The sequence below is a fragment of the Alteromonas alvinellae genome (genome assembly GCF_902705805.1).
This window is the reverse complement of record NZ_CACSIH010000257.1, coordinates 1-16,982: the sequence shown is the minus strand read 5'-3', so window position 1 is coordinate 16,982 and position 16,982 is coordinate 1. Positions and strand designations below refer to the sequence as shown.

The 16,982-nt window shown below is 44.3% G+C and carries 18 protein-coding genes; 13 read left to right on the top strand and 5 right to left on the bottom strand.

All coding sequences use genetic code 11. The features are described from left to right. Nucleotides 1-3: 3 nt before the first annotated feature. The 11 genes from ACX5KA_RS19770 to ACX5KA_RS19720 all read left to right on the top strand — a co-directional run bounded on the left by ACX5KA_RS19770 (nt 4) and on the right by ACX5KA_RS19720 (nt 9,096). A complete protein-coding gene (locus ACX5KA_RS19770; RefSeq protein WP_039218917.1) occupies nt 4-1,419 on the top strand; it encodes an FAD-dependent oxidoreductase in 1,416 nt (471 codons plus the stop codon). A gap of 314 nt (nt 1,420-1,733) precedes the next feature. Continuing rightward, nucleotides 1,734-2,156, top strand: a complete 423-nt coding sequence (locus ACX5KA_RS19765; protein ID WP_039218919.1) for a hypothetical protein — start codon at nt 1,734-1,736, stop codon at nt 2,154-2,156. A gap of 209 nt (nt 2,157-2,365) precedes the next feature. Further along, nucleotides 2,366-2,953, top strand: a complete 588-nt coding sequence (locus ACX5KA_RS19760) for a DUF2726 domain-containing protein (RefSeq protein WP_039218922.1) — start codon at nt 2,366-2,368, stop codon at nt 2,951-2,953. Nucleotides 2,954-3,117: 164 nt separating this feature from the next. Further along, nucleotides 3,118-3,819, top strand: a complete 702-nt coding sequence (locus tag ACX5KA_RS19755; RefSeq protein ID WP_458732020.1) for a 5'-methylthioadenosine/adenosylhomocysteine nucleosidase — start codon at nt 3,118-3,120, stop codon at nt 3,817-3,819. A gap of 1 nt (nt 3,820) precedes the next feature. After that, a complete protein-coding gene (locus ACX5KA_RS19750; RefSeq protein ID WP_458732019.1) occupies nt 3,821-4,768 on the top strand; it encodes a cobalamin biosynthesis protein CobD/CbiB in 948 nt (315 codons plus the stop codon). Nucleotides 4,769-4,782: 14 nt separating this feature from the next. Next, nucleotides 4,783-5,679 (top strand): cobalamin-binding protein, encoded by an 897-nt coding sequence (locus ACX5KA_RS19745; protein ID WP_458732018.1) that lies wholly within the window; start codon nt 4,783-4,785, stop codon nt 5,677-5,679. Nucleotides 5,680-5,738: 59 nt separating this feature from the next. Continuing rightward, nucleotides 5,739-6,143, top strand: a complete 405-nt coding sequence (locus ACX5KA_RS19740; RefSeq protein ID WP_458732017.1) for a rhodanese-like domain-containing protein — start codon at nt 5,739-5,741, stop codon at nt 6,141-6,143. Nucleotides 6,144-6,264: 121 nt separating this feature from the next. Then, complete coding sequence (locus ACX5KA_RS19735) at nt 6,265-6,666, top strand: DUF2721 domain-containing protein (protein WP_458732016.1); 402 nt, start codon at nt 6,265-6,267, stop codon at nt 6,664-6,666. Then, the gene (locus ACX5KA_RS19730) at nt 6,663-7,259 is read left to right on the top strand and encodes a GNAT family N-acetyltransferase (protein WP_458732015.1); all 597 of its coding nucleotides are present in this window, start codon (nt 6,663-6,665) and stop codon (nt 7,257-7,259) included. The genes ACX5KA_RS19735 and ACX5KA_RS19730 overlap by 4 nt, the downstream gene beginning before the upstream one ends. A gap of 29 nt (nt 7,260-7,288) precedes the next feature. Further along, the gene (locus ACX5KA_RS19725; RefSeq protein WP_458732014.1) at nt 7,289-8,647 is read left to right on the top strand and encodes an NAD(P)/FAD-dependent oxidoreductase; all 1,359 of its coding nucleotides are present in this window, start codon (nt 7,289-7,291) and stop codon (nt 8,645-8,647) included. Between the two features lie 95 nt (nt 8,648-8,742). After that, on the top strand, nt 8,743-9,096 hold the full coding sequence (locus ACX5KA_RS19720; protein WP_458732013.1) for a DUF1428 domain-containing protein: 354 nt from the start codon (nt 8,743-8,745) through the stop codon (nt 9,094-9,096). A 15-nt stretch (nt 9,097-9,111) separates the two neighbouring features. Here the strand turns inward: ACX5KA_RS19720 and ACX5KA_RS19715 are convergent, their stop codons facing one another. From ACX5KA_RS19715 to tyrS, 4 genes are all read right to left on the bottom strand, one after another. Beyond that, nucleotides 9,112-9,801 (bottom strand): hypothetical protein, encoded by a 690-nt coding sequence (locus ACX5KA_RS19715; protein WP_458732012.1) that lies wholly within the window; start codon nt 9,799-9,801, stop codon nt 9,112-9,114. Continuing rightward, the gene (locus ACX5KA_RS19710; RefSeq protein WP_458732011.1) at nt 9,798-10,325 is read right to left on the bottom strand and encodes an RNA polymerase sigma factor; all 528 of its coding nucleotides are present in this window, start codon (nt 10,323-10,325) and stop codon (nt 9,798-9,800) included. The genes ACX5KA_RS19715 and ACX5KA_RS19710 overlap by 4 nt, the downstream gene beginning before the upstream one ends. Nucleotides 10,326-10,394: 69 nt before the next feature. Continuing rightward, the gene (locus ACX5KA_RS19705) at nt 10,395-11,102 is read right to left on the bottom strand and encodes a hypothetical protein (RefSeq protein WP_458732010.1); all 708 of its coding nucleotides are present in this window, start codon (nt 11,100-11,102) and stop codon (nt 10,395-10,397) included. Between the two features lie 284 nt (nt 11,103-11,386). Next, complete coding sequence (tyrS, locus tag ACX5KA_RS19700; RefSeq protein WP_458732009.1) at nt 11,387-12,586, bottom strand: tyrosine--tRNA ligase; 1,200 nt, start codon at nt 12,584-12,586, stop codon at nt 11,387-11,389. 316 nt (nt 12,587-12,902) lie between these two features. Here tyrS and ACX5KA_RS19695 point away from each other — a divergent pair, with 316 nt between their 5' ends. Both ACX5KA_RS19695 and ACX5KA_RS19690 read left to right on the top strand, forming a co-directional pair. After that, entirely contained in the window at nt 12,903-14,228 is a 1,326-nt protein-coding gene (locus ACX5KA_RS19695) for an OapA family protein (protein ID WP_278344031.1), read from the top strand. 10 nt (nt 14,229-14,238) lie between these two features. Beyond that, a complete protein-coding gene (locus tag ACX5KA_RS19690) occupies nt 14,239-15,441 on the top strand; it encodes an anhydro-N-acetylmuramic acid kinase (RefSeq protein ID WP_039218951.1) in 1,203 nt (400 codons plus the stop codon). Nucleotides 15,442-15,504: 63 nt separating this feature from the next. Here ACX5KA_RS19690 and nhaD read toward each other — a convergent pair whose 3' ends face one another. Beyond that, the gene (nhaD, locus tag ACX5KA_RS19685; RefSeq protein ID WP_039218954.1) at nt 15,505-16,758 is read right to left on the bottom strand and encodes a sodium:proton antiporter NhaD; all 1,254 of its coding nucleotides are present in this window, start codon (nt 16,756-16,758) and stop codon (nt 15,505-15,507) included. Nucleotides 16,759-16,982: the final 224 nt, after the last annotated feature.

The following is a 16,982-nucleotide window of genomic DNA, read 5'->3' as shown; positions in this document are numbered from 1 at the left end:
TTTATGGCAAAGAACGTATACCAATTTGTCGATGTTGAACGTATCGATCCGCCGAAAAAGCCGATCATGGTACGTAAACAAGAGTTCGCGGAAATTTATCAACCGCTGAGCCAATCTCAGACCGAAGGCCAAGCAGATCGCTGCTTGGACTGCGGTAACCCATACTGTGAATGGAAGTGTCCTGTACACAATTATATTCCACAATGGTTAAGCTTGGCGAACGAAGGCCGTATTTTGGAAGCTGCGGAACTCTCTCATAAAACCAACAGTTTGCCGGAAGTATGCGGCCGCGTATGTCCACAGGACAGACTGTGCGAAGGTGCATGTACACTGAATGACGATTTTGGTGCAGTAACTATCGGTAGTATTGAAAAGTACATTACCGATACAGCATTCAAAATGGGCTGGCGCCCAGATATGTCTGACGTGGTATGGACTGACAAGAAAGTGGCGATTGTAGGTGCAGGCCCAGCGGGTCTTGCATGTGCTGATATTCTGGTTCGTAACGGCGTTAAACCTGTTGTTTACGACAAATACGAAGAAATTGGTGGCCTACTTACATTTGGCATCCCGTCTTTCAAACTAGAGAAAGACGTAATCAAGCTACGCCGCCAAATCTTTACCGAGATGGGTGTTGAGTTCGTACTTAACACTGAAATTGGTAAAGACGTCCAGTTCCAGGAATTGCTTGATAAATACGATGCTGTTTTTCTTGGTATGGGTACGTACAAGTCGATGCAAGGTGGTTTCGATAACGAAGAAGTTGAAGGCGTTCACGAAGCCTTACCTTTCCTTATCGCCAACACCAATCGCGTGATGGGCCTTGAGAAAGATCCAGCTGATTACATTGATATGAAAGGCAAGCGCGTCGTTGTATTAGGTGGTGGTGATACCACCATGGACTGTGTTCGTACGTCAATCCGCCAAGGCGCTGCCCAAGTTACCTGTGCATACCGCCGTGACGAAGAAAGCATGCCAGGATCTCGCCGCGAAGTTGTTAATGCGAAAGAAGAAGGGGTTGAGTTTAAATTCAATCTTCAGCCGCTAGACATTGCAGTAAATGAAAACGGCAAAGCCTGTGGCGTTAAGCTGGTTAAAACTGAAATGGGGCCGCCTGACGCCAATGGACGCCGCCGCCCTGTTGAAGTAGAGGGTTCAGAGCACGTACTAGAAGCTGACGCGGTAATTATCGCCTTTGGTTTCCAGCCAAGCCCTGCGCCATGGTTTGCTGACTTTGGCATTATGCTTGATGAAAAAGGTCGAGTACGTGCACCGTCTGCAGGTAAATTTGCGTTCCAAACATCACACCCACAAGTATTCGCAGGTGGCGATATGGTGCGCGGTAGTGACTTGGTAGTTACGGCTATCGACGAGGGCCGTAAAGCCGCAGAAGGGATTATGGATTACATAGGCGTTTAACCGTCGCTCTCAAGTCGCTTTATAAAAAGCTCGATAGTTCTGCTATCGAGCTTTTTTGTTTGAAATAATTAAGGGATACGATTTACATTAGGCTGCGCTATGGAGGTGGGAATTGGAAATCATCCGCGCAGCACACAGGTATCGTATCAGCTGCCAAGCCTTACCCCGATTACATGCAGGTAGCACAAAAGCGCAAGCAACATACTAGAAACGTTGAAAGCATACGTTAATAAACCAAGGTTTAGTTGATGTACAAGAACATCCGCTCTAGTATCTGATATTCAAATAAAAAATAATTACACAAGAGCCCATATATGAAGAACTGGGATATTAAAAGACTTGCCATATATTTGCCCCTATTGTCAGGCATGAGCGGCTTATCTTTTGCTAGTTATGCTAATAGCATTTCGGTAGAAGAAGCGACTAAAAGAGCTTTTGCTGATAAACCCAGCATAGTGTCTTGTCCTTCAGAGTTTCAGCAGGTGAAAATTGCACAAGATGCTCGTCAATGCCAGGCCTTTGACGAACCATTAACATCTGTCATGGTGTATCATTCACCGGCGGCGCCAGAAGCTATGGTCAATCTCTATCAAGCGGCACACCCCGCGTTAAAAACCCACACACCGGTCAACGGGCGTACACTACTGTCCTCTCAAGACAAAACAGTGAGGGTTATCGTAAGCCCCGATAAGACAGGTTCTCAAGTCGATATTTTGGTTACGTCAAACGCTAATTAAGCTCTACTTTTTCAAAGCCAGTGTAAAACATACTCATGTTGGCATCTGGCTTGCAATTCCATCGTAAACAACACGATGACAGTGTCTGGCGTCATTTTTATGACACCAGAGAAACTAGAGGTAACAGACTAGTTTGCCAAATATAAGCTGGCACGGCCTAGAAACTCTACTGTCATTGGCTTTTATTCTTGAAATTTGCGAGGGTTACGATGGAATTGGCAATTATTCTAATGATGTTACTTATTGTCGTTGCACTAGGTGCCATAAAATTGTCAGACGGTGGAGTCGCTTTTCCTTTCAGGCGAAAACCACAGTTATTCACGCCGGTAGAACATACCTTTTTAAACCTTATCGAACAGGCCATGGGGCGTGAGTTTAGAATAGTATGCCGCGTACGTCTTAATGACCTTGTATCAGTTCGTCAATCTGCCAACAAGAAGACAGCAAGCCAAGCGCTTAGCCGTGCATCAAGCAGGCAGCTAGACTTTGTACTGGTTGATAAACAAGATATGAGCCCGGTAATGGCCATCGACTTAGTCCATAGCCAAGGTAAAGAGGGTTACAAAGCGCAAAAGGATTGGTTTGTAACAGGCGCATTAGATGCAGCCGGCCTTCCTCATGCACGAATAAAAGTAAAATCTGGCTACACCGTCGATGACATTCGCGAATGTTTGGAAAACAAACTTATTCCGTATCGTCGATTACAAAATAAAATGGCTCAATTGCCAACACACAACCCAGAGCCACCTAAGCGCCCTACTCGCCCGGTGCGCTCAAGCAGACCAGCTGCCGCCTGATAGTTAACTCACATTTCCCCTAGCCTTTGTTGCTTAACTGTTTTCTTACTCTCAAATAGTGCAACAAAGGCATTTTTCTGTCAGTTTCTTTGTTTTCCTTATACAATTACTACATTCAACAGCGTATTCACGCGTTAAATTCCCTTAACACCGTCGGTATAGTTATGAAAAAAATTGGTATTTTAGGTGCAATGGATGAAGAAGTTGCGCTACTCAAAGCGTCTCTTTGGAATGTTAAAGAAACCCAGTGGAAGCACCTTACATTTTATGAAGGCACGCTTGACGACATAGAAGTGGTGTTAGTTAAATGCGGCATTGGAAAAGTGGCAGCAGCTATCGCCACTACCGTACTTATTGAGCTATATGCACCCGATGCTGTGGTTAACACCGGCTCTGCAGGTGGCTTCGACAAGAACCTGAACATTGGTGATTTAGTGATCGCCAGTCACGTTATCCATCACGATGCTAATTTAACCCACTTTGGCTACAAACTCGGTCAATGTGCCGGTATGCCAGAAGACTTCCGTTGCGATACAACATTAATGGAAACGGCCCGAACCGCAGCTGCAGGTATTACGTCGCTTCAGTCTACAACAGGTTTAATTTGTACGGGTGATGCATTTATTGGTAGCGATGAAGCAGTAGCGGAATTACGAGAAAACTTTCCGGATATGAAAGCTGTTGAGATGGAAGGTGCAGCCATTGGCCAAACCTGCCATATGCTCGACACGCCATTTCTCGTAATTCGTTCGTTATCTGATATTGCAGGCAAAACATCATCTGTAAGCTTTAAAGAGTACCTAGAGACTGCCGCTAAGCATTCGGCACAACTTGTTATGGCAATGATTAAAGCCCTCGCTAAATAAGATGACAGAAGTTATTAGCGACCCGCATTATCAGTCGCTATTCGTACTTTGGTTGGCTATCGCCATCGACGCTCTGTGGCGCTGGCCCCAAAGTACTCACCCATTAACGCTAATGCGCTACCTTGTTTTACAAATGGGGCGCAAAGTGGTGCCATCTTCCAACTATGGCCCGTCTCAGCACTACATTTCAGGCACATTAGCTGCGTTGGTACTTCTCGCGCCTCTGATAATCTGCGTAGCCATTTTAGTGTATATGGCGCAGTACCCTGTTTTCTTCGAAGCCATTATTCTTGTTGCACTCCTCGATTTCGGCTACCAGCGTCAGCAGTATAAGAAGGTGCTAGGAAGTGTGGGAAGAAACAAGAAATCTCTTGCCCGTGAAATGGTACAAACCATAACAGCACGTCAATGCAATTCACTTACCGATATAGGAATTGCCAAAGCCGCTATAGAATCGCTATGGCTCAAGTTTCTTTATCTTTATTGCGGCGTTATTTTCTACTTTGTAGTGGTAGGCCCCATAGGCGCACTCATTTATCGATTACTTTTGCTCACATCTTGGCAGTGGCATTACCGAACCCCAACAATGACTTTTTTTGCCAAACCCGTACGCAACCTTGTCTACTTGCTTAATATGCCGCCAGCGGTCATTGGTGGTCTAGCAGCACTACTGGTGAGCCATCCTATTAAAGGGTTTCGCGCCATAAAGCGCTCCCCAGTGAAAGATAAAACGTCACTGCTGCTTGCACTTATGGGTGGTGTACTAGATGTAAAACTGGGTGGCCCTGCAATTTACGCAAATAAGAAAATTCGATATCCCCGTGTAGGTGGGGCTAACGAGGTAAAATACTCTCACATGCTATCAGCTAAAAGCACCGTTAATAACGCGATGATAGCAATTAGCGCTTTCGCCTCATTAGTAATGCTAGCGATAGCGGCCCCATCATGAAAGCAGCAGGTCCAATGAAAACCATTTTTTTTGTAGTTCTATACTATCTGCCTCTTATCGCGCTTGCTGATTCATCGTCAGATAACAGCTCAATACACCTTGCAAACGCCAATCAATTTGCTTCTGCTAATGTTGCACCAAGCTCGGAATCAAGCGCTTTATCAAATCCCGCCGAGCTAAAAATAGTCAGTCTTGCGCCACACCTAACAGAATGGGCGTTCAGTTTAGGTTTAGGTCCTAATCTTTTAGGCGTCAGCGACTATAGTGACTATCCAGAAGCAGCCAAAAACATTCAACGTATAGCTGATTTTCAGGGGGCAGATATTGCTGCAATAGTGGCTTTAAAGCCAGATTTAGTTTTGGCTTGGGAGGGTGGCAACAAACCTCAAGATATCCATAAGCTTTCTTCAATGGGGCTTAATGTATTTAGTAGTAAGATTGAAAACATTACAGATATTGCGAATGAAATAAAAAGGCTTGGCGCACTTACCAACACGCAAAAAAAAGCAAACAAACTCAGCAATACCTTTCTCAACGATTTAAAAAATCTAAGGCATAAATACGATACTGAGCCACGTCAACCAGTATTTTACTATTCATGGACAGCGCCACTAATGACAATCGGCCCCAATGCATGGGGTAATAAGCTATTAAATATTTGTGGTGCACAAACTCTATTTGCAGATAGTCCTGTAGACTACCCGCAAGTGACAGTTAGGGACGTATTGGTCCGTCAGCCGCATGCTCTTATCGCTGCGTCTAAAAACTCGCGCCAAGAACTAGAAGTATTCTGGCAGAAACACCGGCGTTTTCTAAATGCGCCACTTATTGTTGTAGATCCTGACGTTACAAGCCGGTTTTCGCTACGATTAATAAATGAACTAAAATCGCTCTGTGAAGGTATTAAATAAAACGCATAAGCGTTATACTTAAGTCTAAAATATCAGTAAGAAGGTAAGAGCACCATTTCATGCGGATTGTTGTTGCGGGTTTTCTAGTTGTTGTCAGTATTGCATTATTTGTGTCGCTTCAGTGCACTGCAAAAGCCACTGCCCAAGCCTCAGTTGCTGCTTCTCCTTATCTTATTGAGCGCGTCGCAAACAATGACTGGCTTCTTATCGACGTTCGCTCTCCCGAAGAATTTGCTGACGGTCATATTCCCGGTGCAGTGAATATGCCTCATGAAAACATTAGTGACTATCTAAGCGAATTAGAAGGTCACAAGAACAAGCCTATTATCATCTACTGCCGCTCTGGTAGACGAGCCAAACTGGCTATGAAAGTGTTAGAAGAACTCGACTTTTCTGAAGTCATGCATTTAGAGGGCGACATGTTAGGCTGGAGCGCGGCAGGTATGACAATAGATAGGATGTAGACAAGCATATTTTTCCATAAAACTACGCGATATTTTTATAAACCCACCTCTTAGCTGATGACTGTGTGTAATTATTCCCCTGTGGTACACTTTTTTCATTCAACGATTGCATGACACACCTATGAAAATAGATATAGCTACTCCAGCCATGTTATTTCCAGCAATTTCTTTATTGCTTTTAGCCTATACCAATCGTTTTTTGACGCTTGCGACTATCATCAGAAACTTTTCAAAAGAAGAGAAAGATGACAATACACAGGCACAAATCAAAAACCTTCGTTTACGTATTCAGCTTATTAAGCGCATGCAAATAGCAGGAGTGAGCAGCTTTTTTCTATGTGTAGTGTCCATGTTAGCGATTTATCTTACCTACCAACAGGTGGGCAATTGGGTGTTCGCTGCAAGTCTAGTGTCACTTTTGTATTCACTTTGGATGTCGGTAAGAGAGATATTGATTTCTGTAGAAGCATTAGATGTTCACCTTGACGGAATGAAAAGCATACCGAATAAAGAAAAAGTATGACGCCTTCAATTCATATGAACCGCATAGTTCAAAGCGAAATAAATTACGAGCAGTTAGCCCCAGCGTTTTTTGCAGGCGTCATTTCTCTTGGTAATCGTGTTCACGGAGACAACTACCTGACCGATGACCTGATCGCTGATTACTATGCTAAAAGTTTCATTGGCACTACTAATGCTAGCTGGGTAGCACTGTATGCAAACAAAGTGGTGGGTTTCAGGCTAACCTTTGCGCACACACAATGGAAAGCAGATGAGTGGTGCAGCCCTTCCCTTTGGCCAGTAGATCCAAATACCGTATGTTATTTCAAATGCAACACGGTCGACCCTGCAATGCAGGGGTATGGTATTGGCAGCACATTATTGAGCAAATCTATAGACTGTGCACGAAATCAAGGCGCAGAAGCGGGTTTAGCACATATTTGGTTGGCAAGTCCGGGCAACAGCGCATTTAAGTACTTCACCAAAAATGGGGGCCAGCTTATCAAAAAGCACCCTAATAAGTGGCGCTACGCATCTATTCACGAAGGCTACGACTGCCCTGTATGCGAGGGTTATTGCGCGTGTGAAGGTGCGGAAATGCTACTCCAATTTTAAGCATTCCTCACTGCAAAACTTTTTCATCTATGACCTACGATCCCCTTATTTCACGCGGCGTTTCTTCAATGTTACCCGCGGCAAACAGCTACTGGCATGCCACACATAAACCACCGAGAATGCCGCCTTTAAACAAAAAGGTGAGCACCAAATACCTCGTTATCGGTGGTGGTTATACCGGTCTTTCAGCTGCGATCACGCTTGCTCAAGCTAAGCAGAACGTGACGTTGCTTGATGCAAACTCACTTGGATTTGGATGTGCAGGACGCAACGGCGGCTTTATCCTCTCGGGTAGCGGCCGGTTGAGCTTAAGCGCCATAGAGGACAAGTGGGATCATGACATCGCCAAAGCTATGCAAGGCGAGTTTGAAGGCGCGGTACACCTGCTTAAACAACGTATTGCAGACTTTGATATGCAGGTCGATTTGGTAGAAGGACCATATTTAAAACTGGCGCATAACCTAAAGCAAGCCGAACTACTCCGTGCCAGTGCTAAGCATCTTGAGTCACACTTCAACGTACCGAGCTCTCCACTTAGTGAAAAAGACCTTACTGCGCGCTTTGGTATTGAAGGGGCGTATGGTGGCGTTGAGCTAAAGGGTGCATGCTTACACCCATTAAAATTAGTAAGCGAATATGCAAGAGTAGCAAAGGAGCTTGGCGCTACGCTTTTCTACGACTCTCCCGCCATTAGCATTGAAAAGCACAAAACCGGTTACCTGGTCAAAACGCCAAGCGGATCTGTTTCGACCAAGCATATACTCATTACGACTAACGCCTATACCCCTAAACGTTTTCACGACAGTGTGGATAACAAGCAATTTCCGGTGCAATCAAGTATTTTTGTCACTGCTCCTATGAGCCAAGAACAGCGTGTGCAGTCGGGCCTAACCTCGCCGATGAGTTTTATGGATACTCGGATGATGAAATATTATTACCGTGTACTGCCAGATGGCCGGTTATTGTTTGGCGGTCGTGGGGCAGTAAAAGGTAAAGATGCAGATAAAACTTCAGAGAAAGAGCGCTTGTACCGCGCTATGGTAAAAAGTTTCCCTTCACTTAGCGGTATCGCCATGGATTATTTTTGGAGTGGTTGGGTAAGTGTATCGTTAGACAGTATGCCGCGGATTTTCATCGACAATAAGGTGAGCGGCAACAATGCAAGCCGCTCTAGCGGTAATATCGGTTATGCCATGGGGTATTGCGGTTCGGGCGTTTCTTTTGCCGCGTTTGCAGGGCAACGACTTGCTCAACGTATGATGGGTAGCAATGACGTCGATTTATCGCTTCCCCTTTATCACTCTCCTTTGAAAACCTACCCCTTTGCGAAAGCAAGGAGACTGGCACTGCATGGTTTGTACCAATGGGCCAAAATAGCAGAACGCTAGTAATGTATAATTTACGATTCACCTTAATGTTAAGCATTGCATACTGGCTATAAATTAGGCTATTTTAGGTATCTATTCTTTGACGGATTCACCTCATGTCATATATTGATGCCTTTGCTGTAGCCGTTCCCACTGAAAATAAAGCGTTATACATTGAGCACGCCAAACTCGCCGGCGATATTTTTAAAGAGTATGGTGCGACTAAAATACTTGAAGCTTGGGGTGACGATGTCCCTGTAGGGGAAGTCACATCTTTCCCGATGGCTGTTAAAGCCAAAGAAAATGAAACTGTGGTGTTCTCTATTGCGTTTTGGCCTTCAAAAGAAGTGCGTGATACCGCATGGCAAAAAGTGATGGAAGATCCTAGAATGCAGGAAAACGAAAACCCCATGCCTTTCGACGGTAAACGTCTTATTTATGGGGGCTTCGCTCCTATTCTCGAATTATAACGGTATAGCTTTCAGCTATCTCATATCGTCTATTTTCGCCAACGCCGACGGCAAGTCGGCGGCTAACTTTTTGTACCGGCGGTATACGATAAAAACGACCACACTGTTTATCAAAAGCTGTGTTCCCCACAGCGTGAAGGCGTTAAACATCAGTACATTAAAAACGGCCAGTGCCAGCAGTCCACACCACAAAGCCAAGCATCCATAGAGGCTAATTTTCCAGTAATGTAATTGTTGTTTTAATTGGTTTTGTTTAAACGTCAACATTGACTGAACGTCTAACGTCTGGCCCTTCCACTGTTTTTGCCTTACCCAATATCCCCATGCCCCGAAGGCGGCGGGAATAGGTGTAAGTACCATGAAAAGCAAAAATTGGTATGTGCTAAGTGGCTCGAACAACACCAAACTTAAACACCACATAGAAACCGCTAGCCCGAGCACCAAATCAACGGCACCTTTTAGTTTAAGTTTAAATCTTGCGCTCTTGGTTTCTTTTATCAGTGAATCTGTATCTACTAAAGGGGTTGCATCCTTGTAGGCATTTTGCCACTGAGCGAGTTGCTTATCTAATTCGTTCATTCGCGTGCTGTTATCGGCCATACTTAATTTTTCTTCGCTCAAGGCTTTTTTGTTATCGCTCAAGGCTTCTTTATGATCGCTCATGGCTTTTTTATCTTCGCTCATGGCTTCTTTATGATCGCTCATGGCTGTTGCTCCATTATCTGCGTTAGCTGTTGGCGGGCGCGGCTTACTCGCTTAGCGACGGCACTCTCTTTGATACCTAACATATTGGCTATTTCCAGCTGACTGAAACCTTCTAATAACAAAGCCAGTACCTGTCTGTACTTTATTTCTAGTTGTCGTAAGCCTGCCATAAGATCCATCGCGTTCTCTTGTAACGTTGCATCCCGAGATGAGCTGGCGCTGGCTGTGTGAGAAGAATCTAACTCGCCGTCATGGGTAAACTCTTGTCGCCGCTGCTCTTTAATCACGTGATCAACCGCCTTGTTGTGCGCGACTTTGGCCACAAACGTTTTCACACTTGCCTCACCGCGAAAGCCACTACCACTGTCTTTTGAAACTCCTTCAAAAGCGCGCCAAACCGCCAGTGACATTTCTTGTATCAGCTCATCTTGAAGTGATTTATTAGCCTCAAATGTTGCCGCAATACGCGCCATGAGCGGCGCGTATTCACTAAGCAGTTTTTCTATTTGAATGGTTTCTTTCACTGCATTTCCATTTTTATTATTTTTAATTCCACGCTGTTTTTGTAATGTTGAGTTTCATTCCGTGGTCGATTATCGAAACAACCGCTGATAAGCAACAAAGCACACACATGAAACAATAGGGCCTAACACTAACCCCGATAAGGCAAAGGTATAAGGCGCAAGCGCAACACTCAAGAACATCATGACACCCACGAGTAGCATAGGCTTATAAGCGCCTATTACCGCAGCAATGCTATTTTTTAAAGACGCCGATATAGAATGGTGCTGTAAAATTAGTAGCAAAGGTACAAATAGGAGCAATAGGTTTATTGGCGTCGCCGAGCCCATCATTAGCCCAACTTTCCAAGCGGGTACATCTACTACACTCCCGTTTGCTAGAGCCGCCATTGACTCAGCCCCCATTAACATATCGCCAATTCGAAATTGAATCCACGCTATTGCAGGCCCGGTTAAGCTCCATAGCGCAATATTTGCCCATGAACGTATCGTTCCCCCCGTTAGGCTAACCTTGCCTTTTACTGCTAAATTGGCAATTGCTAACCACATTAGGGTGGCTAAAATAGGACTTACCCATTTAGATATCCCTAAGCCAACAGGGCCCGCCAATGCCTGAATAAGGCCAGCAGTGAGTAACATTAAAAATGAAAGACCTAACAGTTTAAATGGCGCTTTTGTAAAAAGCAGCCAACCTTCTTTAAGCCATGTGACTGCTTCTTTTGCCGGAAGCTCTTTGGTTTCTTGTTGGTATGTTGCATGAGTTGAGGTTACGGTTGTCATCATATTATCCTTTTGCATTGCGTAAGCGTTTGTATTTCACCCCAAGCTGCAACGCGTAAACTGCTCTTCGTACATTTGGGATTATTGTTTAACTTTCCCCTATAGACGATGGCAATGACAAAAACCTGACAAAATTTTTTAAAAAAAGAAAGAATTATTAAAAAACCTCTGTATATCAGCAGCTTTCAACAATCAAAATTCATTAACCATGTTCTTAAGCTGACATTTCAAGCAAAAAAAAGCCCGCTAAATTAAGCGGGCTTTCAAAACATTTCAAAAAAGCATTAGGCTAACGTAATGCGCGCAAACTTGCGTTTACCCACCTGGTATACGTTTTCACCTTTTTCAGTAATAACTAAACGGGTATCTTCCACTTTATCGCCGTTAATTTTAACTGCGCCTTGCTTAATCATGCGCATAGCGTCAGACGTTGACCCAACAAGCTTCGCTTCTTTCAACAAATTACCAATGGCAATACCTTCATCGCTCAATGCAATTTCAAGCTCTGGCATGTCGTCAGGAATAGCATTTTTCTGGAAACGTTGAATAAAGTCCTGATGCGCGCCTTCTGCCGCTGCGTCGTCATGGAAGCGTGCAATAATTTCTTTCGCCAGCATGATTTTAATATCACGTGGGTTTTCACCGTTAGCAACACGAGATTTAAGTTCAGCTATCTCTTCAAGTGGACGGAAGCTGATAAGATCATAGTAACGCCACATCAAATCATCAGAAATAGACATCACTTTACCAAACATATCGTTTGGCGCGTCAGTGATACCGATGTAGTTGTTCAAAGACTTAGACATCTTCTGAACGCCGTCTAGACCTTCTAAAAGCGGAACCATTACAATAGATTGCTGCTTTTGGCCTTGCTCTTTTTGAAGCTCACGACCCATTAGCAAGTTAAAGCGCTGATCAGTACCACCTAATTCAACGTCTGACTCTAGCGCAACTGAATCCCAACCTTGCACTAACGGATACAGAAACTCGTGAATAGCAATTGGCTGACCGTTGTTATAACGCTTTTTAAAGTCGTCACGCTCAAGCATACGTGCAACGGTCTGACTAGCCGCAAGTTTAATCATACCTGCCGCGCCAAGGCCATCCATCCACTCTGAGTTAAAACGAATTTCCGTTTTATCTTCATCAAGGATCTTGAACACCTGTTCCTGATACGTTTTTGCGTTCTCTAATACCTGTTCTTTACTTAAAGGCTTGCGTGTTACATTTTTACCTGTAGGATCGCCAATTAGGCCAGTAAAATCGCCAATAAGAAAAACAACTTTGTGGCCTAGTTGCTGAAATGTACGCAACTTGTTGATCAACACAGTGTGACCAAGATGCAGATCAGGCGCAGTTGGATCAAAACCCGCTTTGATAGTAAGGGTTTTGCCGGATTTTAGTTTTTCAATTAAATCCTCTTCGGGGAGTATTTCATCAACGCCCCGTTTAATCTCAGCTAGCGCTGTTTGCCAATCTTTCATTTGTACGTCACACTCTTAAAAAAACTGTATATTCAATATTGGCGGGCATTTTACGCGTACAACGGAACCATTAAAAGGTTTGCGCGTCAAAAAACGGATTACAAACAGTCATGTTGTTAAACCCAACAGTTTTTAACGTGGAAATAGAGTGCTGAATTAACGGGGACTGTATTCAGTAAACTCAAGAAATAGTCTTCATGATAAGAGCTATTGGGTGTAACAATTTGCGCTAACAATATAATGAGAAAAGTTGCATTTTTAAGCAACGTATGTGAAATAGTGTTGTGCACATAACATTTCTCAGGTGGGCAGTAGTATGAGAAAGAAACTAGACGCTTCTAAAGCGCTCAATTTATTTAAAAAGTTACCGAAACAGCACAGAACTGGGTTAGCAGTAGCTAGCTTATTTCTGGGTGGGCTTATTCTTTTTCCAAGTGAACCAGTAGAAGCCAGTCGCCATCAAGAAGCACACATTCTGGATGCGGGTGTCCGCTATCCGGTGGAGCTTCATATTGCGCCGTCAACCAACGTATTTTCTGGTGAAGAAGAATCTTCATGGCAGACGTACAAGGTGCGCAGTGGCGATACATTAGCAAAACTATTTAAGCGTGCTGGCTTCACGTCGCGTGACGTATATAACGTAACGCAGGCAGGAGAGCTAACAAAAACGCTGGTTACTTTATTGCCCGGCGATGAACTATCGTTTAAGGCGAATAAAGACGGCAGCTTCGGCGAGTTAAAGTACAAATTGTCTTCGACTGAAACCCTGTTTGTACGCCCAGAATCGTCGGATGAGAACAGCGCCTTAACCGCTGAGCTTGAAAAGCGAGATGTAGACATTCGCTACAACTTCGCCCAAGGTGAAATTCACTCAAGTTTTTGGAATGCCGCCAGTGAAGCAGGTTTAACCAGCAATCAAATTATGAATTTGGCTGGCATTTTCGGCTGGGATATCGACTTCGCTATTGAGATCCGATCTGGCGATACGTTTAACGTAGTATTTGAAGAGCAGTACATTGATGGTGAATTTGTCGGTTACGGCGACATCGTAGCAGCAGAGTTTACCAACCAAGGCGAGCATTTTAGCGCTATTCTTCACGAAGATGGAACATACTACACGCCTGAAGGGCGCAGTATGCGTAAGAGCTTCCTGCGTGCGCCAGTGAATTTTAGATATGTAAGCTCTAACTTCACAAAAGCTCGCTTCCACCCAGTGCAAAAGCGTTGGAAAGCGCACCGCGGTACAGATTACGTTGCTGCGGTTGGTACGCCAGTTATGGCTGCGGGTGACGGTAAAGTAATTAAAGCGGGATACGATAAATATAACGGTCACCATGTTTTCATTCAGCATGGCGAGAAATACACGACCAAATATCTTCACTTTAAGAAGCGTGCAGTGAAAGTGGGAGATACGGTTAAGCAAGGCCAAACCGTGGGCTATTTAGGTAGTTCAGGTATGGTTACTGGCGCCCATCTGCACTATGAGTTTTTAGTGGATGGTGTTCACAGAAACCCACGTACGGTAGAACTACCGAAGGCGCTTCCTATTGCTAAGGAAGAGAAAGAAAGATTTATGGAAATTGCCGCAATACGCCAAGAGCAGCTAGATAATAACAAGCGCATTATGCTTGCGATGCAATAGCGACGACTAGATGGCAAAATATATTGGCCTGATGTCAGGTACTAGCATGGACGGCGTCGACGCCGTCCTATGCGATATTTCACATACGTCTTGTACTACCCTCGCCGCCCATTCAATTCCTTATTCTGCCGAATTACTTACTGCACTCAATGCACTTTGTAGTGAAGGTCCTGATGAACTTAACAGTTTGGCCATCGCTGATAGACTGGTTGCTGAAACCTTTGCACAGGTCACCTTAGCGCTGCTTGAGAAAAACAACCTACATCCTTCGGATATTACGGCTATTGGCTCGCACGGCCAAACCATACGTCACCACCCAAATTCCGATGTATTGTCAGCACACTTTGCAGGATCATCCATACGCGGCTTCACCTGTCAGATAGGCGATCCTAATACCATCGCTGTTCTTACCGGCATTGATGTTATTGCCGACTTTAGGCGCAAAGATATAGCCCTTGGTGGTCAGGGTGCTCCCTTAGTGCCCGCTTTTCATAATGCAGTATTTGCCAGTGATGATAAACACCGGGCACTCGTTAACATTGGCGGTATAGCAAACGTTTCAATGCTTGCGCCAAAACAAGATGCTTCGCCACCTAAAGGGTTTGATACCGGACCCGGTAACACCTTGATGGATCAGTGGATAAGTCTTCATTTAAATAAAAGCTTTGATAAAGACGGAGCATGGGCTGCGTCAGGGCATTGTCACTCAGGCCTGTTAGACAGGCTCTTACTGGATGATTACTTCGCTTTGCCTGCACCCAAAAGCACTGGCAGAGAGTATTTCAATATCAATTGGTTAAGTAATGCGCTTGCCAATTACTTCCCTTCTAGGGCAGAGCTGCAAAGCGAAGAAAAGAACAATAATTTAGCCCCTAAAGACGTGCAAGCTACCCTACTTTCGCTAACAGGTAGCACTATCGCTCAGGAAATTGTGAAGCATTTTCCTAAAACAAATAGAGAAGGCGCAAAAAGCGAAGTTATAGTGTGTGGCGGTGGCGCTTTCAATAAAGCATTAATGCATAACCTGAGCAATGCGTTGAGCGATTATGTAGTAACAGACAGCCATGCTCTGGGCATCCATCCACAGCACGTTGAAGGCGCAGCATTTGCGTGGTTTGCACATGCGTATGTGAATGATATTCCAGGCAATGTGCCTGCAGTCACAGGGGCTTCGAAAGCCACGGTACTCGGAGCGTTATATAAAAAAGCGTAAGGGCGACAGGCTATCGCCCTCAAACGCTTTATTGGTTCTTTTTATAAAAGCAACGTCACCACCTTAACTTGCCGTAACAAATAAATTCGCCATTACCAATACTAGCGCGTAACCCACGCTATACGCTGCAAGAAGAAGCAACACGAACTTGCCGTATTTGGCGAACGTCAGGCCCTTGACCTTACTCATGGTAACAATACCTGCTGATGAGCCAATAATAAGTAACGAGCCCCCCACGCCTACTGCATACGTGAACGCCATCCACTCAGCTGTCGACATGGCAATGTCCGCTTTTAACAACGCAGCAGTTAATGGCACATTATCTATCATGGAAGACAACACCCCCATCACAAAGTTGGCCCCTGTTGAAGGCATTACGCTATATACATGTAAAAGTGCGCCCAATGCGTCAATGTGATCGAGCATACCGACAAGCAGCAACACCCCAAGGAAAAACAGAAGCGTGTCGAATTCTATTAGGCGAATATAGTCCAAGATAGGATCATCATATTTTTCTTCTCCCATAAAGGTTGCCACTAAAAACATAACCGCCATACCCGCTAAAAACGAAAGCATAGGTGGAATAGCAAAAAGCACATTGGCAATTAACGTCAGTACAATAGTGGACAGGAATATTCCCGCAATTACGTAATCAACCGGCCTAAGTTCATGACGTGTTTTTTTTATTTTAACCTCCCCCTTCATACCTATACTCAACAGTAACGCTAGAAATAGTACTGCTGTGAGTGAAGGAATAATAAGTAAGAGCAGCTGAGTTATAGTGACCTTATCATCCAAGAAAATCATAAGAGTGGTGACATCCCCGGTTATTAGCGACACGCCCCCAGAGTTCACCGCAAATACCACTAGCACGGCAAATCGCATGGTTTGGTTAAAGGGCAAACCCAAGGATAAAACCATGGCAATAGACACCAAGGTCGCTGTGATGTTGTCAGCTAGCGAGGAGAAGCAAAAACTAAAAATAGCGGTAAAGAATATGAGTTTTTTGAGGGTTATTTTTTGCGGCATGATAATGTTTAACATGTTTTCAATCATGCCTTTGCGGTTAAGGTAAGCAACGAAAGTCATTGCCGCTAAAAGGAATAACCAGAGGGTGGATATTTCGCTTATGTTTTCTATGAGGTGTTCATTGAGCTCTGCTAGGTGAGGGCCCCTATTCGCATCTATGAAAAGAAGGATCCATGCGAATGTTCCGAAAAATAATGTGGTTTTGGCTTTATTCACGTGTAGCACTTCTTCAAATACCACACCCAATAATGCCATTACCGCTATGCCAATGAGCACATAGTCCAGCATACATTTTACTCCCAAATTGTCAGGGGTGAATTATACGATTGCTGCTCATGCTTTAGCAGGTGTTCTGCGCTATACAAGGGGAAAAATCAGTTATATTCAACATGTACTAAACTGATGAAAATACGGTGAAAAAATGCTGTTAACTAATTGAGTACATTCCTCAAAAAAGTGGAATACATAACGTATTCAATATGCATCGAGTAGGGTGAGGCGTCACCGCCTCA

Coding starts and splice junctions, on each gene's coding strand:
- ACX5KA_RS19760 (WP_039218922.1), top strand. CDS start 2,366: ATGGAATTGGCAATTATTCTAATGATGTTACTTATTGTCGTTGCACTA.
- ACX5KA_RS19755 (WP_458732020.1), top strand. CDS start 3,118: ATGAAAAAAATTGGTATTTTAGGTGCAATGGATGAAGAAGTTGCGCTA.
- tyrS (WP_458732009.1), bottom strand. CDS start 12,586: ATGAAAGATTGGCAAACAGCGCTAGCTGAGATTAAACGGGGCGTTGAT.
- ACX5KA_RS19770 (WP_039218917.1), top strand. CDS start 4: ATGGCAAAGAACGTATACCAATTTGTCGATGTTGAACGTATCGATCCG.
- ACX5KA_RS19735 (WP_458732016.1), top strand. CDS start 6,265: ATGAAAATAGATATAGCTACTCCAGCCATGTTATTTCCAGCAATTTCT.
- ACX5KA_RS19715 (WP_458732012.1), bottom strand. CDS start 9,801: ATGAGCGATCATAAAGAAGCCATGAGCGAAGATAAAAAAGCCATGAGC.
- ACX5KA_RS19725 (WP_458732014.1), top strand. CDS start 7,289: ATGACCTACGATCCCCTTATTTCACGCGGCGTTTCTTCAATGTTACCC.
- ACX5KA_RS19720 (WP_458732013.1), top strand. CDS start 8,743: ATGTCATATATTGATGCCTTTGCTGTAGCCGTTCCCACTGAAAATAAA.
- ACX5KA_RS19695 (WP_278344031.1), top strand. CDS start 12,903: ATGAGAAAGAAACTAGACGCTTCTAAAGCGCTCAATTTATTTAAAAAG.
- ACX5KA_RS19750 (WP_458732019.1), top strand. CDS start 3,821: ATGACAGAAGTTATTAGCGACCCGCATTATCAGTCGCTATTCGTACTT.
- ACX5KA_RS19745 (WP_458732018.1), top strand. CDS start 4,783: ATGAAAACCATTTTTTTTGTAGTTCTATACTATCTGCCTCTTATCGCG.
- ACX5KA_RS19765 (WP_039218919.1), top strand. CDS start 1,734: ATGAAGAACTGGGATATTAAAAGACTTGCCATATATTTGCCCCTATTG.
- nhaD (WP_039218954.1), bottom strand. CDS start 16,758: ATGCTGGACTATGTGCTCATTGGCATAGCGGTAATGGCATTATTGGGT.
- ACX5KA_RS19730 (WP_458732015.1), top strand. CDS start 6,663: ATGACGCCTTCAATTCATATGAACCGCATAGTTCAAAGCGAAATAAAT.
- ACX5KA_RS19690 (WP_039218951.1), top strand. CDS start 14,239: ATGGCAAAATATATTGGCCTGATGTCAGGTACTAGCATGGACGGCGTC.
- ACX5KA_RS19740 (WP_458732017.1), top strand. CDS start 5,739: ATGCGGATTGTTGTTGCGGGTTTTCTAGTTGTTGTCAGTATTGCATTA.
- ACX5KA_RS19705 (WP_458732010.1), bottom strand. CDS start 11,102: ATGACAACCGTAACCTCAACTCATGCAACATACCAACAAGAAACCAAA.